At 70.0% G+C, this 23,756-nt stretch carries 24 protein-coding genes; 16 read left to right on the plus strand and 8 right to left on the minus strand.

The annotated features are described in order from the left end of the window. Nucleotides 1-74 precede the first annotated feature (74 nt). Complete coding sequence (locus AB0I69_RS23590) at nucleotides 75-509, plus strand: cupin domain-containing protein (protein WP_363097626.1); 435 nt, start codon at nucleotides 75-77, stop codon at nucleotides 507-509. A gap of 9 nt (nucleotides 510-518) precedes the next feature. Here AB0I69_RS23590 and AB0I69_RS23595 read toward each other — a convergent pair whose 3' ends face one another. The 3 genes from AB0I69_RS23595 to AB0I69_RS23605 form a co-directional block, all read right to left on the minus strand. After that, nucleotides 519-2,864 carry a SpoIIE family protein phosphatase gene (locus tag AB0I69_RS23595; RefSeq protein WP_363097627.1) on the minus strand — a complete coding sequence of 782 codons (2,346 nt, stop codon included), beginning with the start codon at nucleotides 2,862-2,864 and terminating at the stop codon, nucleotides 519-521. Between the two features lie 64 nt (nucleotides 2,865-2,928). Continuing rightward, nucleotides 2,929-3,396, minus strand: a complete 468-nt coding sequence (locus AB0I69_RS23600) for a peroxiredoxin (RefSeq protein WP_363097628.1) — start codon at nucleotides 3,394-3,396, stop codon at nucleotides 2,929-2,931. Next, nucleotides 3,393-3,776, minus strand: a complete 384-nt coding sequence (locus AB0I69_RS23605; RefSeq protein ID WP_363097629.1) for a DoxX family protein — start codon at nucleotides 3,774-3,776, stop codon at nucleotides 3,393-3,395. The genes AB0I69_RS23600 and AB0I69_RS23605 overlap by 4 nt, the downstream gene beginning before the upstream one ends. 119 nt (nucleotides 3,777-3,895) lie before the next feature. Between AB0I69_RS23605 and AB0I69_RS23610 the strand changes: the two genes are divergently transcribed. The 3 genes from AB0I69_RS23610 to AB0I69_RS23620 all read left to right on the plus strand — a co-directional run bounded on the left by AB0I69_RS23610 (nucleotide 3,896) and on the right by AB0I69_RS23620 (nucleotide 6,251). Next, nucleotides 3,896-4,120 (plus strand): hypothetical protein, encoded by a 225-nt coding sequence (locus AB0I69_RS23610; RefSeq protein WP_363097630.1) that lies wholly within the window; start codon nucleotides 3,896-3,898, stop codon nucleotides 4,118-4,120. 196 nt (nucleotides 4,121-4,316) lie between these two features. Continuing rightward, complete coding sequence (locus AB0I69_RS23615) at nucleotides 4,317-5,483, plus strand: acyl-CoA dehydrogenase family protein (RefSeq protein ID WP_363097631.1); 1,167 nt, start codon at nucleotides 4,317-4,319, stop codon at nucleotides 5,481-5,483. Next, nucleotides 5,484-6,251: an SDR family NAD(P)-dependent oxidoreductase gene (locus tag AB0I69_RS23620; RefSeq protein WP_363097632.1), complete on the plus strand. Its 768-nt coding sequence runs from the start codon at nucleotides 5,484-5,486 to the stop codon at nucleotides 6,249-6,251. Here AB0I69_RS23620 and AB0I69_RS23625 read toward each other — a convergent pair. Further along, complete coding sequence (locus tag AB0I69_RS23625; protein WP_363097633.1) at nucleotides 6,208-7,488, minus strand: transposase; 1,281 nt, start codon at nucleotides 7,486-7,488, stop codon at nucleotides 6,208-6,210. The genes AB0I69_RS23620 and AB0I69_RS23625 overlap by 44 nt on opposite strands. Before the next feature lie 28 nt (nucleotides 7,489-7,516). Between AB0I69_RS23625 and AB0I69_RS23630 the strand changes: the two genes are divergently transcribed. From AB0I69_RS23630 to AB0I69_RS23680, 11 genes are all read left to right on the plus strand, one after another. Beyond that, the gene (locus AB0I69_RS23630; RefSeq protein ID WP_363097634.1) at nucleotides 7,517-7,675 is read left to right on the plus strand and encodes an Arc family DNA-binding protein; all 159 of its coding nucleotides are present in this window, start codon (nucleotides 7,517-7,519) and stop codon (nucleotides 7,673-7,675) included. 223 nt (nucleotides 7,676-7,898) lie between these two features. After that, on the plus strand, nucleotides 7,899-8,597 hold the full coding sequence (locus tag AB0I69_RS23635) for an FCD domain-containing protein (RefSeq protein WP_363097635.1): 699 nt from the start codon (nucleotides 7,899-7,901) through the stop codon (nucleotides 8,595-8,597). Nucleotides 8,598-8,679: 82 nt separating this feature from the next. Next, the gene (locus AB0I69_RS23640; RefSeq protein ID WP_363097636.1) at nucleotides 8,680-9,480 is read left to right on the plus strand and encodes an enoyl-CoA hydratase/isomerase family protein; all 801 of its coding nucleotides are present in this window, start codon (nucleotides 8,680-8,682) and stop codon (nucleotides 9,478-9,480) included. A 2-nt stretch (nucleotides 9,481-9,482) separates the two neighbouring features. Further along, entirely contained in the window at nucleotides 9,483-10,457 is a 975-nt protein-coding gene (locus tag AB0I69_RS23645; RefSeq protein WP_363097637.1) for an acyl-CoA dehydrogenase family protein, read from the plus strand. Continuing rightward, the gene (locus AB0I69_RS23650; RefSeq protein WP_363097638.1) at nucleotides 10,454-11,593 is read left to right on the plus strand and encodes an acyl-CoA dehydrogenase family protein; all 1,140 of its coding nucleotides are present in this window, start codon (nucleotides 10,454-10,456) and stop codon (nucleotides 11,591-11,593) included. Before AB0I69_RS23645 ends, AB0I69_RS23650 begins: the two co-directional genes overlap by 4 nt. Nucleotides 11,594-11,608: 15 nt before the next feature. Beyond that, nucleotides 11,609-13,192, plus strand: a complete 1,584-nt coding sequence (locus tag AB0I69_RS23655) for a FadD3 family acyl-CoA ligase (protein WP_363097639.1) — start codon at nucleotides 11,609-11,611, stop codon at nucleotides 13,190-13,192. Between the two features lies 1 nt (nucleotide 13,193). After that, the gene (locus tag AB0I69_RS23660) at nucleotides 13,194-14,390 is read left to right on the plus strand and encodes a CaiB/BaiF CoA-transferase family protein (protein ID WP_363097640.1); all 1,197 of its coding nucleotides are present in this window, start codon (nucleotides 13,194-13,196) and stop codon (nucleotides 14,388-14,390) included. Further along, a complete protein-coding gene (locus AB0I69_RS23665) occupies nucleotides 14,387-15,232 on the plus strand; it encodes an enoyl-CoA hydratase-related protein (RefSeq protein WP_363097641.1) in 846 nt (281 codons plus the stop codon). Before AB0I69_RS23660 ends, AB0I69_RS23665 begins: the two co-directional genes overlap by 4 nt. Continuing rightward, nucleotides 15,232-16,377, plus strand: a complete 1,146-nt coding sequence (locus tag AB0I69_RS23670; RefSeq protein WP_363097918.1) for a thiolase family protein — start codon at nucleotides 15,232-15,234, stop codon at nucleotides 16,375-16,377. Before AB0I69_RS23665 ends, AB0I69_RS23670 begins: the two co-directional genes overlap by 1 nt. An 11-nt stretch (nucleotides 16,378-16,388) precedes the next feature. Next, nucleotides 16,389-17,537 (plus strand): acyl-CoA dehydrogenase family protein, encoded by a 1,149-nt coding sequence (locus AB0I69_RS23675; protein ID WP_363097642.1) that lies wholly within the window; start codon nucleotides 16,389-16,391, stop codon nucleotides 17,535-17,537. A gap of 46 nt (nucleotides 17,538-17,583) precedes the next feature. Then, nucleotides 17,584-18,309: an SDR family oxidoreductase gene (locus AB0I69_RS23680; RefSeq protein ID WP_363097919.1), complete on the plus strand. Its 726-nt coding sequence runs from the start codon at nucleotides 17,584-17,586 to the stop codon at nucleotides 18,307-18,309. 1 nt (nucleotide 18,310) lies between these two features. On the opposite strand, the gene AB0I69_RS23685 is transcribed toward AB0I69_RS23680, so the two are convergent. Beyond that, nucleotides 18,311-19,561: an amidohydrolase family protein gene (locus AB0I69_RS23685; protein ID WP_363097643.1), complete on the minus strand. Its 1,251-nt coding sequence runs from the start codon at nucleotides 19,559-19,561 to the stop codon at nucleotides 18,311-18,313. Further along, nucleotides 19,555-20,586: a CoA transferase gene (locus tag AB0I69_RS23690; RefSeq protein WP_363097644.1), complete on the minus strand. Its 1,032-nt coding sequence runs from the start codon at nucleotides 20,584-20,586 to the stop codon at nucleotides 19,555-19,557. The genes AB0I69_RS23685 and AB0I69_RS23690 overlap by 7 nt, the downstream gene beginning before the upstream one ends. A gap of 70 nt (nucleotides 20,587-20,656) precedes the next feature. Here AB0I69_RS23690 and AB0I69_RS23695 point away from each other — a divergent pair, with 70 nt between their 5' ends. Further along, complete coding sequence (locus tag AB0I69_RS23695) at nucleotides 20,657-21,643, plus strand: enoyl-CoA hydratase/isomerase family protein (RefSeq protein ID WP_363097645.1); 987 nt, start codon at nucleotides 20,657-20,659, stop codon at nucleotides 21,641-21,643. An 87-nt stretch (nucleotides 21,644-21,730) separates the two neighbouring features. On the opposite strand, the gene AB0I69_RS23700 is transcribed toward AB0I69_RS23695, so the two are convergent. Then, entirely contained in the window at nucleotides 21,731-22,459 is a 729-nt protein-coding gene (locus AB0I69_RS23700) for an enoyl-CoA hydratase-related protein (RefSeq protein WP_363097646.1), read from the minus strand. Beyond that, the gene (locus AB0I69_RS23705; RefSeq protein ID WP_363097647.1) at nucleotides 22,456-23,751 is read right to left on the minus strand and encodes an amidohydrolase family protein; all 1,296 of its coding nucleotides are present in this window, start codon (nucleotides 23,749-23,751) and stop codon (nucleotides 22,456-22,458) included. The genes AB0I69_RS23700 and AB0I69_RS23705 overlap by 4 nt, the downstream gene beginning before the upstream one ends. Between the last annotated feature and the right edge of the window lie 5 nt (nucleotides 23,752-23,756).

The following is a 23,756-nucleotide window of genomic DNA, read 5'->3' on the forward strand; positions in this document are numbered from 1 at the left end:
TTTCCGCCCCCAACTCGCCTTCCCTGCCTCTATGTTCACGGCGGAGGTTCAAGATCTCACCGGAAGGTTCTCGTATGCGCACCGCGTTCCGTACCGCCGTTACCGGCTCGGTGGCCGCCGCCGCTCTGCTGGTCGGCGGCACCGCCCAGGCGACTCCGGCGGGCCCCGGAGTCACCGCCCGCCTGATCAGCCAGACCACCATCGGCGACACCGACTACACCCTGCGCGAGATCACCATTCCGCCCGGCCAGGCCACCGGCTGGCATTATCACGACGGCCCTCTCTACGGCATCGTCAAGCAGGGCACGCTCAGCCACTTCGACTCCAGCTGCGCCTCCGACGGCGTGTACCGGGCGGGCAGCCGCATCCAGGAGCCGGCCGGTTCGGGCAACGTGCACATCGGCCGCAATCTGGGAAACGTCCCTCTCGTCCTCGACGTGCTGTACGTCCTGCCGCACGGATCGCCGTTCTCGGAGGACGCGCCGAACCCCGGGTGTCCCTTCCAGTAGGCCCGCCGGTCAGTCCGTCGGCAGCGGCTGTTCCGCCCAGATCGTCTTGCCGCTGCCGGTCTGCCGGCTGCCCCAGCGCTGGGTGAGCTGGGCGACGAGGAGGAGTCCGCGTCCGCCCTCGTCGTAGACGTGGGCGCGGCGCAGGTGCGGTGAGGTCGAACTGCCGTCGGAGACCTCGCAGATGAGGGCGCGGTCACGGATCAGGCGGAGCTGGACGGGCGGTTGGCCGTACCGGATGGCGTTGGTGACGAGTTCGCTGACGACGAGTTCGGTGACGAAGGACTCCTCGTCCAGTCCCCAGGCGGCGAGTTGCTCGGTGGCGGCCTGCCGGGCCCCGGCCACATGTGCGGGGTCCGGTTCGATGTCCCAGGTGGCGACCCGGTCGGTGCCCAGCGCACGGGTGCGCACCAGGAGGAGGGCCACGTCGTCGCTGGGTTCCTCGGGCATCACGGCCTTCAGCACCGAGTCGCACAGCGCGTCGAGCGATGCGGCGGACGTGGTGAGGGCGCGGCACAGTTCGGCGGTGGCGTGGTCGACGTCGCGGTCCCGGTCCTCGATCAGACCGTCCGTGTACAGGGCGACGGTGGCGCCCTCGGGCAGCTCCAACTCGACCGCCTCGAAAGGGAGTCCGCCGACGCCGAGAGGTGGTCCCGCGGTCATGGCGACGAGGCTCGCGGTCCCGTCGGGCAGGACGACGGCCGGCGGTGGATGCCCGGCGGTGGCCATGGTGAGGCGGCGCGAGACGGGGTCGTAGACGGCGTAGAGGCAGGTGGCACCGAGTTCCGCGACCTCGTCGCCGGTGTCGTCCGCCGCGAGGTGGGTGACCAAGTCGTCGAGGTGGGTGAGGAGTTCGTCGGGCGGCAGGTCGACGTCGGCGAGGGTGCGGACGGCCGTGCACAGGCGGCCCATGGTCGCCGAGGACGCGATGCCGTGTCCGACGACGTCGCCGACGACCAGGGCCACGCGGCTGCCGGACAGCGGGATCACGTCGAACCAGTCGCCGCCGATTCCCGCGAGCGAGCCGGAGGGCAGATAGCGGTGGGCCACCTCGACGGCCGCCTGTCCGGGCAAGTCCCTCGGGAGCAGGCTGTGTTGGAGGGCGAGTGCGGTGGACCGCTCGCGGGCGAAGCGGCGCGCGTTGTCGATGCAGACGGCGGCCCGGCTGGCGAGTTCCTCGGCGAGGAGGGCGTCGTCGGCGGCGTAGTCGTCCGGGTGGGCCATGCGGACGCCCACCGCCACGCCGAGTGTGGTGCCCCGCGCCCGCAACGGCACCGCGACCATCGAGTGGACGCCCTTGCGGTGCGAACTCCCTTCCGGCGAGCGGGCGTTGCGGTCGTCGACCCAGCGGACGAAGTCGGGTTCGCCCGCCTGACTGCGCACCGCCCGCCCCTCGCGCAGGGCACGCACGGGTGGCGAGAACGGTGGGTAGACGTCCGTCTGCCCCAGGGGTACCGCGGCGTCCGGCGTGCCTTCGGTGACGGAGCCGTGGGCGACGCGCCGCAGCACGATCTCGCCGTCCGGGGCCGGCGGGGGCTCGTCCGCGCCGAGCACCCACGGGAGCAGGTCCACGCTGGCGAAGTCCGCGTAGCGCGGCACGAGGAGTTCCACCAGCTCCTCGGCGGTGCGGACCACGTCGAGGGTCGTACCGATACCGGTCGCCGCCTCGTTCAGCAGGGCCAGTCGCTGTTGGGCGAGGTACTGCTCGGTGCTGTCGAACGCCGCGAGGGCGACCGCGGTCAGCTCACCGGAGGAGTCCCTGAGGGGCCACATCTCGATGCTCCAGGCGTGTTCCCGGTTCAGGGCCGGAGCGCCCGCCCAACTCTCGTAGCGGACCGGTCTGCCCGTCTCGGCGACCAGGCGCAGGTTCCGCAGGAAGCCCTCGCTGTGCTCGGCGTCCTCGACGCTCTTCGGGAAGAACCGGCCGATCAGGACGTCCTCGGGCACGCCCATCACGCGGCAGGCGACGTCGTTGAGGCGGAGGTAGCGCTGTCGGGTGTCGAAGACGGACAGCGCCATCGACGCCTGCTGGAAGGCCTGCTCGGCCAAGGCGGGTGCGGGTGCGGGTGCGGCTTGGGGGTCGGCGGTGAGGACGTATCCGTCCGGTGCGCCGTCCGCGCCGAGCATCGCGCACGCCCGCACGGCGAGCCGGAGCGGGGTTCCGTCCCGGTGCCGTAGAACCAAGGGGCCCGCCAGCGCGGCGACGGCCGCGGTGGACGGGGGTTCGGCGAGCAGTGCCCCCACCGACCGCCCCACGGCCTCCTCGGCCGGGTATCCCGTCAGTGTCCGGGCACCCTCGCTCCACCCTGTCACGATGCCTCGGGCATTGATGACCGCCGTGGCGGAGGCCTGCTCCATATCGTCCAGGATGGTCCCTGTACCGCGTCGCAACAACCGCGCTACGGCATTTGTGGCCCCTGTGTCACTTCCGGTGGGCGCGGAGTGCGGCGAGGGCGCGGTCGGCGTGGGTGTTCATCCGCAGTTCGCTGGAGACGACCTCCAGGATCGTGCGGTCCTCGCCGATGACGAACGTGGCCCGCTTGGTGGGCGCCAGCGAGAACCCGCGCTTCACCCCGAACCGCTCCCGGATCGTGCCGTCGGCGTCCGAGAGGAGCGGCATGCCGAGGGTGTGCTTCCCCGCGAACTCCTGCTGCTTGTCGACGGAGTCGCCGCTGATGCCGACGGGCCGCGCGCCGACGGCCGCGAACTCGGCGGCCAGATCACGGAAGTGGCAGGCCTCGGCGGTGCAGCCGGCGGACAGGGCGGCCGGATAGAAGAACAGCACCACCGGCCCCTCGGTGAGCAGTTCCGTGAGGCTGCGCTCGGCGCCGGTCTCGTCCGGCAGCGTGAAGTCCTCGACCTTGTCGCCGACGTTCAGGCGTCCTGTCATGACTGTCCCTCCCCATTGTTCTTCGCGACACTACGGGCCCACAGCACGAGGGGTATCTGCAGGGGCAGCCGTCCGAGAGCCGCCGCCTTCTGCGGGGCCGGGCGGTCCCGCCAGTCCAGCGCCATCTTGACGTTGGCGGGGAACACGCCCACGAAGAAGGCCGCCGCGGCCAGCGCGGCCGTACGCCGGGTCCGCGGCGCGGCGATCCCCGCGGCCAGCGCCAGTTCGAGGGCCCCGCTCGCGTACGTCCATGCCCGGGGTGTCCCCGGCAGGGCGCTCGGGATCGTCGCGTCGAACTGTTTCGGCGAGGCGAAGTGGGCGACCCCCGCGGTCGCCAGCAGACCGGCGAGCAGCAGCGACGAGCGTTCGGACCGTGGCACGGTTCCTCCTCTGATGGCCTGCCGCGCGATATTACTCGACGGTAGGAGGGCGTGGTGCGGTTGACCTTGTCCAAAGGTGAGGCCCGACAGTCGTGCGGACACGAACGAGAGGAACCCTCATGAACGCGCGCTGTCTGATTCTCGACATCGGCGGAGTCCTGGAGCTCACGCCTCGGACGGGCTGGCTCGCCCGCTGGGACGAGCACCTCGGTCTCCCACCGGGCACGGCGGACCGACGGCTGACCGACGTCTGGGCGGCCGGCGAGGTCGGGGCGATCACCGAGAACGAGGTGCACGAGCAGGTGGCCGCGAGTCAGCAACGCGGGCGCAGCCCCGCCACGTAGTCGATGAGTTCCGTGTTCGGGGTGCCGTGGGTGCACGCGAGTTGGAGACCACGGCGTACGGATTCGACCGGCTGGTCGTCGACGACTTCGCTCCCCGACGAGACGGTCGCGCGGATCAGCTCCTATCTGGACCCTACAGTTTCGGTCTGACCTTTGATATGTTTCGCAATCGGAACCGGAGAAGGGTCCACATTCCATGGACTTTGAGCTGACCGAGGACCAGGAAACGATCCGCAAGTCCGTCGCCGGACTACTGCGCGACTTCGACGACCAGTACTGGATGGAGAAGGACCAGGCGCACGAGTTCCCGACGGAGTTCTACGAGACCGTCGCGGGCGGCGGCTGGCTGGGGATCACGATCCCGGAGGAGTACGGCGGACACGGCCTCGGCATCACCGAGGCCAGCCTGCTGCTGGAAGAGGTGGCACGGTCGGGCGGCGGCATGAACGCGGCCAGCGCCATCCATCTGTCCATCTTCGGCATGCATCCGGTGGTGGTGCACGGCTCCGAGGAGCTGAAGCGCCGCACACTCCCCCGGATCGCCGACGGCGACCTGCACGTCTGTTTCGGCGTCACCGAACCGGGCGCGGGACTCGACACCGCGAGCATCACGACGTACGCACGACGGGACGGCGACCACTACGTCGTCAACGGCCGCAAGGTGTGGATCTCCAAGGCCATGGAGTCGGAGAAGATCCTGCTGCTGACCCGTACCAGCAAGGCCGACGAGGTCGCCAAGAAGACCGACGGGATGACCCTCTTCCTGACGGACATCGACCGCGACCGGATCGACATCCGCCCGATCCCGAAGATGGGCCGCAACGCCGTCACCTCGAGCGAACTCTTCATCGACGACCTGCGCATCCCGGTCGAGGACCGCGTCGGCGAGGAGGGCCAGGGCTTCCGCTACCTCCTCGACGGCCTCAACCCCGAACGCATGCTGATCGCCGCGGAGGCCCTCGGCATCGGCCGGGCCTCGCTCGACAAGGCCGTCCAGTACGGCAAGGAGCGCATCGTCTTCGGCCGCCCGATCGGCATGAACCAGGCCATCCAGTTCCCTCTCGCGGACTCCCTCACCCGCCTCGACGCCGCCGAACTCGTGCTGCGCAAGGCGACCTGGCTGTACGACAACGGGAGGCCCTGCGGGCGGGAGGCGAACACCGCCAAGTACCTGTGCGCGGACGCCGGGTTCACGGCCGCAGACCGGGCCGTGCAGACGCACGGCGGCATGGGCTACTCCGAGGAGTACGCCGTGGCCCGCTACTTCCGCGAGGCCCGCCTCATGCGCATCGCACCGATCAGTCAGGAAATGATCCTGAACTACCTGGGATCACACACGCTGGGACTCCCGAGGAGCTACTGAATGACCGACAGCACAGGCCTGTTCGACCTCACGGGACGGTCGGCGCTGGTCACAGGCGCCGGGGGCGGGATCGGTTCCGCGGTCGCCGAGGCGCTGGCGCGCGCGGGTGCCGCGGTCCTGGTGACCGACGTCGACGAGTCGGCCGCCGCGGCCGTCGCGGGAAAGATCAACGCCGCGGGTCTGACGGCGGACAGCGCCGCACTCGACGTACGGGACCGGTCCGCCGCCGACGCGGCCGTGGCACGCGCGGCGGCGCTCGCCGACGGGACGCTGCACATCCTCGTGAACAACGCCGGGGTCATCGCGCCGGCCATGTTCGACAAGCTGGAGGAGGAGGCGTTCCGGCGTGTCCTCGACATCCATGTGATGGGGACCTTCCACTGCGCGCAGGCCGCGCTGCCGTTCCTGCCGGACGACGGGAAGGGGCGGATCATCAACGTCACCTCGTCCGCGGGCCTGGTCGGCACGCTCGGGCAGGTCAACTACTCGGCCGCCAAGGCGGGCATCATCGGCCTGACGAAGTCCCTGGCCCGCGAACTGGCGCGGCGACGGATACTGGTCAACGCCCTTGCGCCGCTGGCCGCCACGCCCATGACGGAGACCATCCGCACCAACGAGAAGTTCTCGGCCCAGATGCTCGCCCGGATTCCGCTGGGCCGGTGGGCAGAGCCGGCGGAGATCGCGGGCAGTTTCGTGTTCCTCGCTTCCGACGCGGCCTCCTTCATCACCGGTCAGGTGCTGCCGGTGGACGGCGGCATGGTGATTTGAAACCTCCCCCACCTAATGGGTGGGGGATTCCTGGCTCACGTTGGCTGTGGACCGGCGGTCCGGCAGCTCTTACACGATCAACACCAGCCGGGTTGAGACCAGCCCGGACGAGCATCACGCGGGCGGAGTTCTTGTCCCTGGGGGACACGGTTCCGCACGCGGTGCAGGTGTAGGTCCGTTCCGAGAGAGGCAGTGCGTGCTTGGTTCTCGCTCCGCACTGTGCGCAATCCATGGTGGTGTGCGCGGGGTGTACGAGGTGCAGTTCGCGTCCGTATTTGGAGGCCATACGGATCAAGGCCTGCTTGGTCACGCCGATCGCCGCGTCAGCGGCCTTGCGGGCCATGGTGGACTTGGCGAGGAACTTCGGGTGGAAATCCTCTACCGCAAGGCGGTCGTGGTCACGGACCACGCGCTTGGCCCACTTGCGGCCGGTGTCCTCGCGTTGCCGTGCGATCTTCTTGTGGAGTTTCGCGGTCTGACGCTTCGCTTCGCGGTAGCCCTTCGATCCGGCCTGTCCACGATTGGGTTTCCTGCGGGCCATCCTGCGCTGGTAGCAGGCCAGGCGCTGCGCGGCGTTCTTGCCGTGCTGGGCGTGCGGGAGGTCGTGGATGTCCGAGGTTGTGGTCGCGGTCTCCTTGAGACCCCAGTCGATACCGATGTCCCGTCCGGTGGCGGGCAGGGCCTCGGTGGTGGTCGTTACGACGAACGAGGCGTACCAGTGTCCGAGGCTGTCACGATAGACGCGGACGGAGGACGGCGGCTTGGGCAGGTCCCGCGACCACACCACACTCAGCACGATCCCGCCCGCGAGGTGCAGACGCCCGTCCTTGAGGCGGAAGCCGCGCTGCGTGTAGTTCAGCGTCGGGTCGACGGCGTGCTTCTTCTTGCACTTCGGCAACCCGGCCTGCTGGTGCTGCGGCAGCCGTGCCTTGATGTCCTTCAGGGCTTTGGCGCGGGACTTGGCGAAGTCGCGGATGATCTGCTGCTGTGGCACCGAGCTGCCTTCGCGCAGCCACGCGTTCGCGGTGCGGGCCTCGGTCAGCATCTTGTCGAGGCGGGCCGGGCCGCACTTCTCCTTGACTGCGTGCGCCCTCTTGGAGCGGGCGCAGCACTCGTTCCAGATCCACCGGCAGCGCGCCCACTCCGCGTCCAGCGCGGTGCGGGCGGTCGACGACACGCGGAGCCGGTAGGTGTACCGGGCATGCCCGGCATCCTCGGCTTCCTTTAGGGGCGTCATGCCACCACTCTACTACTATGATAGGGGCATGGATGAAGAAACAAAGATCACGCTCAGGCTCCCCACGGAACTCCACCGGTGGCTCACCGCTCAGGCCAAATCCGCCCGCAGGTCTCTCAACTCCGAGATCGTCTACCGACTGGAGGGCGAATGGGACACCGCCGCGAAGGACGCCGAATCGCCCTGAGAGCGAACCTGAAGACCGGGGCTTCCTCAGAGGCACCCGGTGGCAGCCGACGCGCGTGCTGTGTTGAATGGTTCAGCCAAAGAGGCCGAAGAGCACGGCCTGCGACGAGAGGCCTGAACCTGTGCAGAGCGCCGAGCATCCTTCCCGCGCCGTCCGGGGGCGCGCCGCGGCCGGTGAGCCCCGGCCACGCTTCGAAACGCTCTCGGTCCCCAAGGCGTCGGACGTGCTGGCGACCGAGGTGCGCGAGCGGATCCTCTCCGGGGAGTTCACGGAGGGGACCGCGCTGCCGCCGGAACGGCAACTGGTCGAGCAGACGGGGCTGAGCCGGGCGACGGTGCGCGAGGCGCTGCGCATCCTGGAGGTCGAACGGCTCCTGGAGATCAGGCCGGGGCGCGGGGGCGGTGCCTTCGTGCACCGGCCGGGGCGCGAGTCGCTCGCCAACACGGTGCGGTTGGTGATCCGGGGGCAGCGCATTCGCCTGGAGGACCTGCACGAGACCCGGGAGGCGATCGAGCCCGCCTGCGCGGCACTGGCGGCCAGGCGCCGGACGGACGCCGACCTCGCGGAACTGGACGACGCCCACACGGACCTCGTCGCGGCGGGCGAGGACATCCAGCGTTTCCTGCGCGCCAACATCCGCTGGCACAACGCCGTCGCGAGGGCCGGCGAGAACGAGCTTCTCATCGGGTTCATGAGCGCGCTCTCGCAGTCGATCCACGCGGCCACCGACATCGAGCAGTTCATGGACGCGGACATCCGCAAACTCACCGCCCACGCGCACGCACGGATCACCGAGGCGATCCGGGACCGCGACAGCGAGGCGGCGATGCGCCGTATGACGCGCCACGTGTGCGGCTTCGCCCGGGCCGCCGCCGAGGTGGACCGACGGGACGGGGTCGCGCTCACGGATCCGGAGAACTGACCCACCCGAGCGCGAGAATGTGATTCTCTTCTTCGTGCAACACCATTGACAGTTTCGGTCTGACCTTTAATACCATCGCGGTATGAGCAAGGTGAGTCCCGTACTGACCGTGGCCGCCGACGGAGACGTCCGCATCGTCACCCTGAACCGCCCCGACCGGCTGAACGGCGTGTCCGAGGAACTGCACCGCCGACTGTCGGAGGTGTGGCGCGAACTCGCGGACGACACCAAGGCCCGGGCCGTCGTTCTGACGGGCGCGGGACGGGCGTTCAGCGCCGGCGGCGACTTCGACCATCTCCTACGGCACCACACCGACCCGGAGTTGCGGGAGCGGTCCATCCGTCTCGACCGCACCATCCAGACCGAGATGATCCGCTTCCCGCTGCCCGTGGTCGCCGCCGTCAACGGCCCGGCGGTGGGCCTGGGTTGCAGCCTCGCCCTGGCCTGCGACCTCGTGCTGATCTCCGAGGACGCCTACTTCGCGGACCCGCACATCTCGGTGGGCCTGGTGGCCGGCGACGGTGGAGTCACCCTTTGGCCGATGCTCACGAGCCTGCTGCGGGTGAAGGAGTACCTCTTCACCGGGGACCGCATCCCCGCGTCCAAGGCGGTCGAACTCGGCCTCGCCAACCGCACGGTCCCGCCCGACGACCTGATGCGCGAGGCACTCGCCCTGGCCCACCGGCTCGCGGCCCAGCCCGCCGAGGCTCTCCGCGCCACCAAGCTGGCCCTCGCCGCGGTCGTCGAACAGGTCTCGCGCGGCGGCATGGAAGCGGCGCTGATGGCTGAGCGGGCCACGATGACGAGCCCGGACCACATCCGCATCATCACCGAACTCGCAGCCCGCGCCGAACGGCGCGCGAACCCCCCTGAGGAGCGCTGAGCGTGGAGCGCGAGGAGTTCGTCCTGGTCCGCGACATGGTGCGCTCGCTCGCACCCCGGCACGGCGTGACCTCGGCGGACGAGGTCAAGCCGTCGACCCGGGCAGCCGCCCAACAGGCCCTGGACGAACTGGGTTTGACGGACCTACGGCGTTCGTCTCCCCCGGCCGCGACCGCACAGGAGTGCGCGCTGCTCGCGGAGGAACACGGCCGCCACCCGCTCACGACGTCCCTGCTCGGCACCGTCCTGCTGGCTCCCGAGCTGCTCCGCCTCCTCCACGCCGGTCAGGACACACACGCGAACCCCACGGTCGCGCTCACCCGAGAGCTCCGCTTCCCCGGCCGGACACCGACGGATCTCGTCGCCTGGGACTGCGAGGGAGCCGACAGCGCGCTCTGCGTCACCGTCGACGGGACGGTCAGCCGGGTCGAGTTGGGCCCTACGGCACCGAGCACCGACCTCGTGCGCGCAGTGCGTGCGGTGCCGCCGGAGGCTCCCGTAGAGGTCATCGGCCGACTCACCGCACCGGACCAACTCCGTTGGCAGGCCTACGCACTCGTCATCGTCACCGCCGAACTCGTCGGCGCTGCGGGCTCGTTCGTGGAGCAGGCGGTCCAGTACGCCCGCGACCGCCGCCAGTACGGACAAGCCATCGGCTCCTTCCAGGCCGTACAGCATCTCCTCGCGGACGCGACGGTCCTGGTGGAGGCGTGTACCAGCGTCACGCGCTACGCGGCCTGGTGTCTCGACAACGAACCCCCGGAGCGGGCCCTTGCGGCAGCACGTGTCGCCAAAGCGGAGGCCAACTCCTCGGCGCTGGAGGCGGCGTACGCCGGGATGCAGGTCTTCGGCGGTATCGCGCAGACATGGGAGCACGTCGCGCACCTGTATCTGCGCAAAGTGCGCCTGGGCGCGACGTTGCTCGCCACGACGGACGACCTGCTCTCCGCGCTGGCCGTACCGGAGGCGGCGCGATGACCGACACCCCGCTGGACTTCGGCAACCCGGCCGAACTGGACCGGCTGCGGCAGGAGTTCCGTGCCTGGCTGGCCGAACACCCGCTCCCTGAGCGGCAGTCGGGCGAACCGGTACCGGTCTTCCTGCGCCGCTGGCACCAGCTGCTGCACTCGGGCGGCTGGGTCGGCCTGGACGTCCCCGAGCGCTACGGCGGCCGGGGCCTGACCGCGCTGCACCAGGTCGCGATCAGTGACGAACTGGGCGCCTGCCGCGCCCCGGGCGTCCCCCGGATCGGCTATCTCGCCCACGCCCTCCTGGAGTTCGGCTCGGAGGAACAGCGACTGCGCTTCCTGCCACGGATGTTGGCCGGTGACGAGGTGTGGTGCCAGGGCTTCAGCGAGCCGGGTGCCGGTTCGGACCTAGCGGGCATGAGCACGTTCGCCGAACGGCACGACGACCACTACACGGTGCGCGGGCAGAAGCTCTGGACGAGCTACGCCCAGCACTCCGGCCTGTGCCTGCTGCTGGCCCGCACCGACCGCTCGACACCGGCCCACAAGTCGATCTCGGCGTTCGTCCTGCCCCTGGACCGTCCCGGCGTGACGGTACGACCGCTGCGCGCGGCCAACGGCGACGACGAGTTCTGCGAGCTGTTCCTGGACGACGTCCGCATCGAGGAGTCCGAGCGCATCGGCGCCGAGGGCGTCGGCTGGGCGCTGGCGATGACGACGGTGTCGTACGAGCGCAACGCCCTCGACACCGGGCACATCTCGAAGTACGGGCTGCTCGTCGAGCGGCTGCGGCGTCATGCCGCCGAGCAGCGCGGCAGCCTGCCCGACGGGCTGCTGTCCCGGATCGGCCGCTGTGTCGTGGACTACGAGGTCCTGGTCGCGCACGCCCGCCGCCGCACCGCCGAACGCCTGGCCGGGCAGGTCGCCGGCCCGGAGTCGTCCGTGGACAAGCTGCTGATGACGAGAACCGAACAGCGGCTCTACGACACGGCACTTGAGGTATTCCCGGTCGAACTTGCGCGGGAGGGCGGCGAGCTGTTCGGCGACTACCTCTACTCCCGTGCGGCCTCCGTCTACGGCGGTACCTCCCAGATCCAGCGGAACATCATCGCCAAGCGGATCCTGCATCTCCCCTCGAACGGCTAGCCCTGGAGCCAACTGATGCGCTACGACGACGAATTCCTGAGCATCCCGAACGTCATCAGGCTCGCGGCCAGGCGTTTCGGGGACGCCACGGCGCTCATCGACGGTGACCGCCGGTGGACGTTCCGGGAGCTGGAAGTGCAGATGGTCGCATCGGTCCGCGCCACCATGGCACTCGGCATCAAGCCGGGCGACCGGGTCGGGCTGTGCGCCCCCAACTCGGCGGAGTGGATCTTCGCCGCGCTGGGCATCCACGGTGCCGGGGCGATATTGGTTCCGCTCAACACGCGGTTCAAGGCGCAGGAGCTCTCGTACATCCTGCGGAAGTCGGAGGCGGCGGCCGTCTTCGCCTCGCCCTTCCTGGGCAGCGACTACATCGGCGAACTCCGGAATGCCGATCCGGAACTGCCGGCCCTGCAGAAGACGGTGTCCGTGCTCGGCCCGCAAGGGGCTGCCGAACTGACCTGGAACGACTTTCTCGGCGCCGGAGAGGGCGTTTCCGCGTCCGCGGCACATGAGTCGATCGACCGGTTGACGCCGGAAGACGTGTCCGACGTGATGTTCACCTCCGGCACGACCGGCCATCCGAAGGGCGTGATGCTCTCGCACGGCCAATCCCTGCGCGCCTACGGGTGGATGGCGAAGCAGTACACCTTCGAGGCCTCCGACACCTTCCTGGTGATCCCGCCCTTCTTCCACTGCTTCGGATACAAGGCCGGCTGGCTGGCCTCGCTCATGCACGGAGTGACCGTCATCCCCATGCCGGTCTTCGACGCAGGACGCGCGCTGGACCTCATCGCGAGAGAGCGGGTGAGCATTCTCCTCGGGCCGCCGACCATCTTCCACGACCTGGTCAACCACCCGGACCGCGCCACGCACGACCTGTCGTCGCTACGGGTCTCCATGACGGGCGGTACGACGATTCCGGAATCGCTGATCCGCGCCATGAAAACGGAGTTGTCGTTCGACATCGTGATGAGCGCCTACGGCCTGACCGAGTCGACGGCGCTGGTGACCACGACCCGCGTCGGCGACTCCGAGGAAACGGTCGCCCACACCACGGGAAGTGCCATTCCCGGTGTCCAGGTCCGGATCGTCGCCGCCGACGGTCTCGACGTCCCGATCGGTCTCGACGGGGAGATCCTCGTCCGCGGCTTCAACGTCACCCGGGGCTACTGGGACGACCCCGACGCCACCGCGGCGACGATCGACGCCGGGGGCTGGCTGCACACCGGGGACATCGGGCGGCTCGACGACGACGGCAACCTCGCCATCGTCGACCGCAAGAAGGAGCTGTACATCGTCGGGGGCTTCAACGCCTATCCGGCGGAGATAGAGAAGCTGCTTCTCGGTTGTTCGTCCGTCCAACAGGTCGCTGTGATCGGGGTTCCCGACGAGCGGCTCGGCGAGGTCGGCTGCGCCTTCGTCGTCGCGCCACCGGGGCACGCGCCGACCGAGACGGACGTCATCGCCTGGGCCCGCGAGCACATGGCCAACTTCAAGGTCCCCCGGCATGTCCGCTTCGTCGACCAACTCCCGCGCAACGCAAGCCAGAAGGTACTGAAGGACGAACTCCGTGCCACTTTCACCGCAGCGAGCTGACATGACAACGACCGGGCCGCTGGCCGGAATCACCGTGGTGGCGCTGGAGCAGGCGATCTCGGCGCCCATGTGCACCCGGACGCTCGGCGACTTCGGCGCCCGCGTGATCAAGGTGGAGAACCCCCAGGGCGGCGACTTCGCCCGCCACTTCGACGACGTGGTCAAGGGGTTGGGCGCGCACTTCGTCTGGGTCAACCGGGGCAAGGAGTCGGTGGCGGTGGACCTGAAGACACCCGGCGGCATGAGTGTGCTGCACCGTCTGCTGGAGCGCGCCGACGTCCTCGTCTCCAACCTCACGCCCGGCATCACGGCCAAACTCGGCATCTCCCCCGAGGACTTGAGGACCCGTCACCCCGATCTCGTCGCCGTCGAGATCGACGGCTACGGCCCCGGCGGCCCGCTCTCCCACAAGCGCGCCTACGACCTCCTCGTACAGGCCGAATCAGGTGCCTGTGCGGTGACGGGCCATCCCGGAGCACCGGCCAAGCCGGGACCTCCGGTGGCCGACGTGTGCAGCGGCCTGTACGCCGCCCTGTCGGTCGTCGCGCTGCTGTGCGGCAGGGAACGCGGGGTGGGGCCCGCGGCCTCGTCCGTCGCGGTGAGCCTGTTCGACACGATGACGGAACTCATGGGGTATCCGCTCACCTACACCCGTCACTCCGGCATCGACCAACAGCCGCTCGGCATGAGCTCCCCCGCCGTCGCACCGTACGGCGCCCATCGCACCGCCGACGGGCACACCGTGGTCCTCGGCACGACGAACGACCCTGAATGGCAGCGCCTGGCACGGGAGTTGATCGACCGACCCGACCTGGCGGACGACCCGCGCTTCCGAAGCAACGCCGGACGGGTGGAACACCGTGCCGTGCTGGAGCCGGAGATCTCCGCCTGGTGCGCCCGCCACGACCTCGCCGAGGTGCAGCAGCGCGCGGACGCGGCCGGGATCGGCAACTCCCGCTACAACACGCCCAGCGACGTCATCGCCCACCCTCATCTGCGGGCCCGCGACCGGTGGCGCGAGATCGGCACGCCGTCCGGTCCGGTCCCGGCGCTGCTGCCGCCCCCGGTCATCGCCGGGTACGACCCACCGATGGGCGCGATTCCCGCTCTCGGTCAGCACACCGACGCCGTACTCGCCGAACTCGGCCTCGCCGAAGAGGAGATCGCCCTTCTCCGGGCGCAGGGGGCGGTGCGATGAGTGAGCGGCCGGTTCATCCGGTTCTCCTGACGAGCGACACCGACGGCGTTCGGACCCTCACCCTGAACCGGCCGCACCGCAAGAACGCGATCGACGCAGAGCTGTGGGACGCCCTGCGCACGGCACTCTCCGCGGCGGGCGGCGACCGTACGGTGCGCGCGCTGGTCCTGACCGGTGCCGACGGTGCGTTCTGCTCCGGGGCCGACATCCGCAAGGGTGTCAGCAGCGAACATCCCCTGTATCGGATGCGGACCCTGAGCGAGGTCACGCTGCTGCTGCACGAGTTGCCGATCCCCACCATCGCCAAGGTGAACGGGGTGGCGGTCGGCGCGGGTTGGAACCTCGCTCTGGGCTGCGACTTCGTCGTGGCCACTCCGGAAACCACGTTCTCGCAGATCTTCGCGCGCCGCGCCCTGTCCCTGGACTGCGGCGGCTCGTGGCTGTTGCCGAAGCTGGTCGGGTTGCAGCAGGCCAAGCGGCTCGTACTGCTGGCCGAGACGATCGACGCCGAGGAGGCACGGGCACTGAACCTGGTGACGTGGGTCGTGGACGCCGACAAGATCGACGGCTTCGTGGACGACCTGGCCGCCCGGCTGGTGGACGGAGCGCCTGTCGCGCTCGCCCAGAACAAGGCACTCCTCAATGAGAACGCCGATCGCACCCTGCGCGAGGCCCTTGCCGGCGAGGCGCGGGCACAGGCCATGAACTTCGCCACGGCAGACGTCCCGGAGGCGTATGCCGCCTTCGTGGAGAAGCGCCCGCCTCGCTACACGGGGCGTTGGACGGTGCCGGGAACAGCGGTGCCAGGAACGGCCGCGCCGAAAGCTACGGAGGACATGTGATACGTGAGGCAGTGGTGGTGGAGGCGGTCCGCACCGCCGTCGGCAAACGGAACGGCGGGCTGGCAGGTGTGCACGCGGCCGACCTCTCCGCCGTCGTCCTGAACGCCCTCGTCGACCGCACGGGTCTTGACCCCGAGGTGGTCGACGACGTGGTGTGGGGCTGCGTGGGCCAGCTGGGCGACCAGTCGAGCAACATCGGCCGCTACGCGGTACTGGCCGCGGGCTGGCCCGAGACCATCCCCGGAACCACGGTCAACCGCGCCTGCGGGTCGAGCCAGCAGGCGCTGGACTTCGCCGCCCAGGCGGTCATGTCCGGTCAGCAGGACGTCGTGGTGGCGGGCGGCGTCGAGGTGATGAGCCGGGTGCCGCTCGGGGCGGCGCGGACCGGCGGGACGCCGTACGGCCCCCAAGTACTCGCCCGTTATGGGGGTTTCTCCTTCAACCAGGGTGTCTCGGCCGAGAAGATCGCGCAGAAGTGGGGGCTGGGTCGGGGTGTGCTCGACGAGTTCGCGGCGCTGTCGCACGAGCGGGCGGCGGTCGCACAGGACGGCGGGGCGTTCGACGCGCAGATCGTGCCGGTGACCGACGGCACGAACACGGTGACCGCAGACGAGGGCATACGGCGCGGTACGAGCGTCGACACTCTCGCGAAGCTCAAACCATCCTTCCAGGAGGACGGGGTGATCCACGCGGGCAACTCCTCCCAGATCTCCGACGGTGCGGCGGCCCTGCTGGTGACGACCCCGGAGAAGGCCCGTGAGCTGGGGCTGACGCCGATCGTGCGCTATCGGGCGGGCGTGGTCACCGGTTCCGATCCGGTCCTCATGCTGACCGGGCCGATCCCGGCGACCGAGAAGGTGCTCCGCAAGGCGGGAGTGGGACTCTCCGAGGTCGGCGTCTTCGAGGTCAACGAGGCCTTCGCGCCGATCCCGCTCGCCTGGCTGGCCGAGACCGGCGCGGACCCGGCGCTGCTCAACCCGCTCGGCAGCGCCATCGCGCTCGGGCATCCGCTCGGCGCGTCGGGTGCCGTCCTGATGACACGGATGATCCACCACATGCGGGACCACGGGATCCGCTACGGCCTGCAGACCATGTGCGAGGGCGGCGGCACCGCCAACGCCACCGTCGTCGAACTCGCTTCCTGACAGGGGATGTTGTGCGCCGAGACGTCTTCACCGACGACCACGAGGAGTTCCGCCGGCTCGCGCGGGACTTCATCGCCAAAGAGGTGGTCCCCCACTACGCCGAGTGGGAGGAGACCGGCCGACTCCCTCGCGCGCTCTTCGAACAGCTGGGCTCGCTGGGCCTGTTGGGCATGGCGGTCCCCGAGGAGTACGGCGGTACGGGTCTCGCCGACTACCGCTACAACGTCGTCCTCCAGGAGGAGTCGGCCCGCGCCCTGGTGACGCTGGGCACGGTGCGCACTCAACTCGACGTCGTCCTGCCGTACTTCCTCACGTACGCCGACCGGGATCAGCGCGAGCGCTGGTTCCCCGGCCTGGCGTCCGGGAAGCTGCTGACCGCCATCGCGATGACCGAGCCGGGCACCGGATCCGATCTCGCCGGGATCCGTACGACCGCCGTGCGCGACGGGGATGCGTATGTTCTCAACGGCGCGAAGACCTTCATCACCGGCGGCCTGCTCGCCGACCTGGTCATCGTCGTGGCCCGTACGTCGGCCGACCCGGACAACCGCCGCGCCGGGCTCACCCTGCTGGTCGTCGAGGACGGCATGCCCGGCTTCACGCGCGGCCGGGTGCTGCACAAGCTGGGCATCAAGGCGCAGGACACGGTGGAGTTGGCCTTCGACGACGTACGGGTCCCGGTCGCCAACCGGCTCGGCGAGGAGGGCGCCGCCTTCGGCTACCTGGGCAACAACCTGCCGCAGGAGCGCATGACCGTCGCGGTCGGCTCGGTCGCGCAGGCACGGGCGGCCATGGACACGACGATCGCGTACGTCAAGGAGCGCAAGGCGTTCGGGAAGACGGTCGCGTCCTTCCAGAACACCAAGTTCGAACTCGCCGCGGTGGCCGCCGAGATCGAGGCCGCGCAGGCGATGCTGGACCGGGCGGTGCTCGAACTCGTCGCCGGGGAACTGAGCGGTCCCGACGCCGCGAAGGTCAAGCTGTTCTGTACCGAGATGCAGGCCCGGGCGGTCGACCGCTGCCTGCAACTGTTCGGCGGCTACGGCTACATGCTGGAATACCCCATCGCCCGGCTCTATGCGGACGCACGCATCACCCGCATCTATGCCGGGACCAGCGAGGTCATGAAGGTCATCATCGCCAAGTCCCTCGGATTGTGAGGCGGTCACGGTGCCGGACTTCTCCAGCAGACCAGGTGTCGCGTTCGTGGCGGGCGGCTCGGGCGGTATCGGTGCGACGATCGTCCGACTCCTCGCCGAGCGGGGCAGCGACATCGTCCTCACCTACCGCGCCAACCAGGAGGCGGCCGACGCGGTGGCCGCCGAGGTCACGAAGCTGGGCCGTCAAGTGCGTTCGCTACGACTGGACTTGACCGACGAGTCCGCCACGGCCGAGGCGGTGTCCGAGACGGCCGGTGGCATCCACACGCTGGTGTACGCGGCGGGCCCGCACGTACCGATGAGACACCTGAGCAAGGTGTCGCCGAGCGAGTACCGCGCCCAACTCGAAGGCGACGCCGTGGCGTTCTTCAACCTGGTGCATCCCGCACTGCCGTTGCTGCGCGAGAGCCGGGGCAGCATCGTCGCCGTGACGACCGTCGCCACCCGCCGCTTCCCGGTACGGGACGGACTCTCGTCGGGTGCGAAGGGCGCGGTCGAGGCGGTCGCCCGGGCGCTGGCCGCCGAGGAGGGCCGGTACGGCGTCCGCGTGAACTGCGTGGCACCCGGCATGCTCAACGACGGTATCGCCGGCCGTCTGATCAGCTCCGGCGAGCTGGACGAGGCCGCGCTCGCCGTCACCCGGCGCAACATCCCGCTGCGCCGTTTCGGCGATGCGAGCGACATCGCGGAGGCGGTCGCGTTCCTCGCCTCGGACCGGGCCGGGTTCATCACCGGGCAGGCGTTGGGAGTTGACGGCGGATACAGCGTGTAGGTCACCAGGGGCTGATGCGTCGGCCGGCCACGTAGGCGGTACGGACCAGTTCCCCGGACAGTGCGTGGAGAGCCTCTCGGAGCGGTACGTGGAGCAGGCACAGATCGGCGGCCGACCCGACCGTCAACCGGCGTGTCCGCGCCGGGTGTTGTGGCTCACCGGTGAACAGCCGTAGCGCCGCCCGGGGTTGGAGTCGTTCCGCGTCATCGCGTTCGGTGGCGGCCCGCATGACCGCCCAGGGGTCCGAGGTGCCGTACGGCGCGTCGGTGCCGGCGGCGAGCGGAACTCCCGCCTCGATGAGAGTCCGGCAACGGTAGAGGTGAGGGCGGTCGTCGGCGTCCACGTCGGTGGCGTACGCAGCGCCCCGCTCCACCGGGAAGTGCGGCTGGGTCACGACCGTCACCCCGAGCCGCCGCAGCCACGGGATCGTCTCGGGCGGGATCACGGACCCGTGCTCGATCCGGTCACCGTCGGCCGGTCCCACCTCGTCCAGGGCGAGCAGCGTCACGAGCAGCTGCACCCGGGTCACGCAGTGCACCGCGACCGGCCGGGGTCTGATCTCCCATATGGTGCGGGCGAGTTGGGCGGGGGTGGGGAGTGTCGGGTCGTCGAGCATCAACTTCACGGGCTCGTCGACGCCCATCACCAGGAGCCGTTGCGGGAGGACGGACAGCATCTGGGTGAGCCCGCTCGCGGGATGCGGGTCGGCGTTGGTGAACCCGGTGACGCCGAGCGCCGCCGCCCGCCGCCCAACACCCTCCAGATCCAACCGAATTGGCGGCACGAACCCGCGCAGCCGCTCGTCCTCACGCCAGAACCGCCCGTCGCCCTCCAGCCCGGCCGCCCGGAGCGCGGCACTGTTCCACACCCACAGCGCACCGGTGCGATGTTGCACCCGCACCGGGCAATCGGGCGCGAGCGCGTCGAGCACCCATCGGTCCAACTCCCCCGCGACGCTCTCGTGGTAGCCGACGGCCCGCACCCACTCCCCCGGCGGTCCACCGGCCAAGGCCGCCGCAAGCGCCGTACGGCCTCGCAGGTCCTTCGGTCCGACGCGCACGGAGGCGGCTTCGGCGGCCAGCGCCGCGAGGTGAACGTGGTGGTCGTGCAGGCCCGGCAACAACGCACCGCCCCGACCGTCCACATCACTCGGCCCCGTCAGCCCGGGGCCGATCTCGGTGATCCGCCCGCCGTCGATCCGTACGTCCACCACCGCTCCGTGGCCCTCCACCTCCACGTTTCTGATCAGCACGGCCGGTGGGTCCCGGTACGGGCGTCCGCGAGTGTCGCGGCACAGGCCGCCATGGAGACGCAGAGCAGTTCTCCGCCTCCCTCGGCAAGGGAACGGGCCGCTGCGTGGGCGGCGAAAACGCCGGTGACGGGATCGGCGAGCGCGTCACCGAGAAAGACGGGGTCGCCGTTCGGGTCGGCGCCGGTCAGACCGCCGGCCACGGCAGCGTCGTCTCCGAAGGCGATACGGTCGTTCTCGCGTCCGTATCCGGTGATGCCGACCCAAACCCGGCCGGGCCGGGCGGCGAGGAACTCCTCGGCGCGAAGGCCAAGGCGGCGCAACGCACGCGGTCGCGACGCCTCGATGACGACGTCGGCCTCCGCGACGAGCTCGTCCAGCGCGCCGGGAGCGAAATCCACGACCACGTTGTCGTGCTCGTCGTGCAGCCAGCGGTAGAAGGCGGGCGTCCCGAAGCGCGCGCCGTCCGGTCTCGTAGCGCTTTCCACCTTCACCACCCGTGCACCCGCCAGCCCGAGCAGCCGCGCGCACAGCGGTCCCGCCCAGAGCGCGGAGAAGTCGACGATCCGTATGTCGGCCATCGCGCGGACCCGCCGTTCACCCCACCGCTCGGCGCGAACCGCAGGCCGTACACCTCGGGCCGATCCCCGTACCGCGGCGGCGATGCCGAGCAACTGCGCGGCATCGGCCAGTTCCGCCGCTGTGACCCCTCGTGCCGCCGCATGCAGACCCCCGCTGTCCCCCGGTGAGCCGAGGAGCGCCAGCAGTGCGGGTACGGCGGCCAGGTCGTCGGGGCGGGCCAAGTTCACGGCGGCCCACCCGTCGGCGGTGTGGAGGAGGTGACAGGAGCCGTTGGCCGATGTCCTTCCCGGGCGTTCCAGACCGGCCAGTCGGGCCCGTAGAAACAGAGCGCTCGGCAGGTCGACCGGCACGCCCGTCAGGTCGGTGAAGGAGCCGGCGACCTCGGCGAGGGGGGCCAGGACCGGATCTACGGAGTCCATCCAGGATTGGAGAGCGACATTCTCCATGAGCCGAACCCCCTTCTCTCCAAAGGCGATCTCAAATTACACTCCGGTTCACTCCTGGAGGGAGATCACAGTGGAGTCGCTCTTCGTGATCGTCGACCTCGACCACGCCCCCGCGTCCGCGTCCGCGTCCGAAGCGGAGGTACACGATCGTGACCGTGTCGTGGTCGGCGTGGCCGCGGAACCCAAGGATGCGGTCGAGGGGTTCGACATCCTGCTCACCGGTGTCCCCGATCCGCCCGGGCCGTGGGTGGGGTGCGCGGATCCGCATGCCACAGCCCGGCAGCTGGGTCACATCGTCGAGACTCGGCCCGCCGCGTCCGCCGCGCTGATCCAGGTGCTGCGCATGGGCGCCGGGCTCTCGATCCCCGACAGGCTGATTCTCGAATCCCTCGCGTACTCGACACTTCAGGGTGGAGCGGGCTTCCGGGCTTGGCTGGCCACTGCTCCCCGACGCACACCCCGCCCGGCCGAGACCCCCGTACGGCTCGACCGCGAGGGCCCCCGGTTGTCCATCACCCTCGACCGGCCCTGGGTGCGCAACGCGTTCGACGCGGCGACGCGGGACGCGCTGTGCGAGGCGCTCCAGGTGGCCGTGGCCGACCCGTCGATCGGCCGAGTCGATCTGTACGGCAACGGTCCTGCCTTCTGCGGCGGAGGCGACCTCGCCGAGTTCGGTACGTCGCGTGATCCGGCGCAGGCCCATCTGGTGCGGGTCCAACGCAGTCCGGGCGCGCTGCTGCACCGTTGTGCTCCCCGGGTGACCGCGCATCTGCACGGTGCGTGTGTCGGCGCGGGGATCGAGCTCGCGGCCTTCGCGGGGCGTGTGGTCGCCGCGCCGGACACGGTGATCCGGTTGCCGGAGATCGGGATGGGGCTGATTCCGGGTGCGGGTGGCACGGCGAGCATTCCGGTTCGGGTCGGTCGGGAGCGGACGGCGTATCTCGCCCTGTCCGGGGTGGAGTTGAGCGTCAGGGAGGCATTGCACTGGGGGCTCGTCGACGCGATCAGTGAGGTGGACGACGTGACTTCGGATCCTCAGGAAGCCCTCCGGCACTGAGCACGACGATCCTCACCAGAGCACGGCGATCCTCACTCCGGTGTCCCCGGGAACAGCCCCTGGCCCCGGGGGCACTGCGGAGTTCCGTCACTTCCCCGTCCACACCGGCGCACGGCGTTCGGCGAAGGCCCGTGCTCCCTCGGCCGCGTCGGCGCTCCTGAACACCGACTCGACCTCCGCCGGTTCGGCCCAACGGCGTTCTCGCATCAGCTTCTTCGTCATCGCGACGCCGAGAGGACCGTTCTCGGCGATACGTGCGGCCAGGGTCAGTGCCGCCTCCCGCACCTGCCCTGCCGGAACGGCGCGATTGACCAGGCCGAACTGCTTCGCGTCCGCGGCGGTGACGAGGTCGCCGGTCAGCCCCATCTCCAGGGCGACGGCCAGCGGCACCCGGTCGGCGAGGGTCGTACCGCCTCCGGCTGCGAACAGACCCCGCTTGACCTCCGCGATCCCCAGCTCGGCGTCCTCCGCCGCGACCACCAGGTCGCAGGCCAGGGCGAGTTCGAAGCCGCCGGCGAGTGCCGAGCCGTTGAGGGCGGCGATCACGGGTGTGGCGATGCCCTCGCGGAAGAACCACACCAGGCCGTCGAACTTGCCGCCGCCCTTCGCGAACGCCTTGAGGTCCATGCCGGCGCAGAAGACCGTTCCGGCGCCCGTGAGGACGATCGCTCGGACCGCCGGGTCGGCGTCCGCTTCCCGGAGCACGGCTGACAGTTCGTCGATCAGCTCCGGGTTGAGGGCGTTTCGGGCCTCCGGACGGTTCAGGGTCGCCACGAGGACGGCCCCTGTCCGTTCCGTCAGGACCAGGTCGCTCATCGGGCCGCCGCCACGGCAGCCCGGGCCTTGGAACGGAAGGCCTCCAACTTCTCGGCGGGCTCGATGAGTTGGTGGCTGCGGGAGCGCGTGCTCACGTCGTGGCCCTCGGCCGCCTTGCGCAGCGCGCCCACGGTGGCCTGCTCGCGCGGGATGTGGGCGAAGGGGTCGAAGGAGTACCAGCGCATCGCGTTCTCGTAGGTGATCTTCCGGGCGTCCTCGTCGGGGACGTCGCAGCTCGACAGCACGTCGTGCAGCTGCTCGGGGGCGTCCGGCCACAGGGAGTCGCTGTGCGGGTAGTCGCCCTCCCAGCAGATGTTGTCGATGCCGATGTCGTGGCGCAGTCGTACGCCCAGCTTGTCGGTGATGAAGCAGGTCAGGAAGTGCTCACGGAAGACCTCGGAGGGCAGCTTGCCGCCGAAGTCCTGGAGGGTCCAGGTGGAGTGCATCTCGTAGGTGCGGTCGAGGCGCTCCAGGAAGTACGGGATCCAGCCCGTTCCGCCTTCCGAGAGGGCGATTTTCAGGTTCGGGAACTGTTTGATCGGGGGCGACCAGAGCAGGTCGGCCGCGGCCGAGACGATGTTCATCGGCTGGAGCGTGATCATCACGTCGGGCGGCGAGTCGGCGGCCGGGACGGCGAGCCTGCCGGAGGAGCCGATGTGTACCGACATGACGGTGTCCGTGTCGGACAGCGCGCGCCACAGCGGGTTCCAGTACGGGTCGTGGAAGCTCGGGTAGCCGAGGACGGCGGGGTTCTCGGTGAAGGTGAGCGAGTGAACGCCCTTCTCGGCGACCCGGCGCACCTCGGCCGCGCACAGCTCCGCGTCCCAGATGGCGGGCAGGGCCATCGGGATGAAGCGTCCCGGGTAGGCGGCGCACCACTCGTCGATGTGCCAGTCGTTGTACGCCCGCACGAGTGCGAGGGAGAAGTCCACGTCCTTGGTGGCGAACAGGCGGGCCGAGAAGCCGGGGAAGGACGGGAAGTTCATCTGCGCGAGAATGCCGCCCGCGTTCATGTCCTTGATCCGCTCGTGCACGTCGTAACAGCCGGGGCGGATCTCGTCGAGGCCCTGCGGTTCGACGCCGTACTCCTCCTTGGGCCGGCCGGCGACCGCGTTGAGCGCCGAGTTGGTGATGGTGGCGCCGCCGAACTGCCACACGTCGGTTCCGTCGTCCCGGTGCACCAGTTGGGGCGCGTCCTTCTTGTAGCGCTCGGGGAGGTGGTTCACGAACATGTCGGGGGGTTCGATGATGTGGTCGTCGACGCTGATGAGGATGAGGTCGTCGCGGTCCATGACGG

This window comes from Streptomyces sp. NPDC050508, assembly GCF_040655155.1.
In the GTDB taxonomy this organism is placed as follows: Bacteria; Actinomycetota; Actinomycetes; order Streptomycetales; family Streptomycetaceae; genus Streptomyces.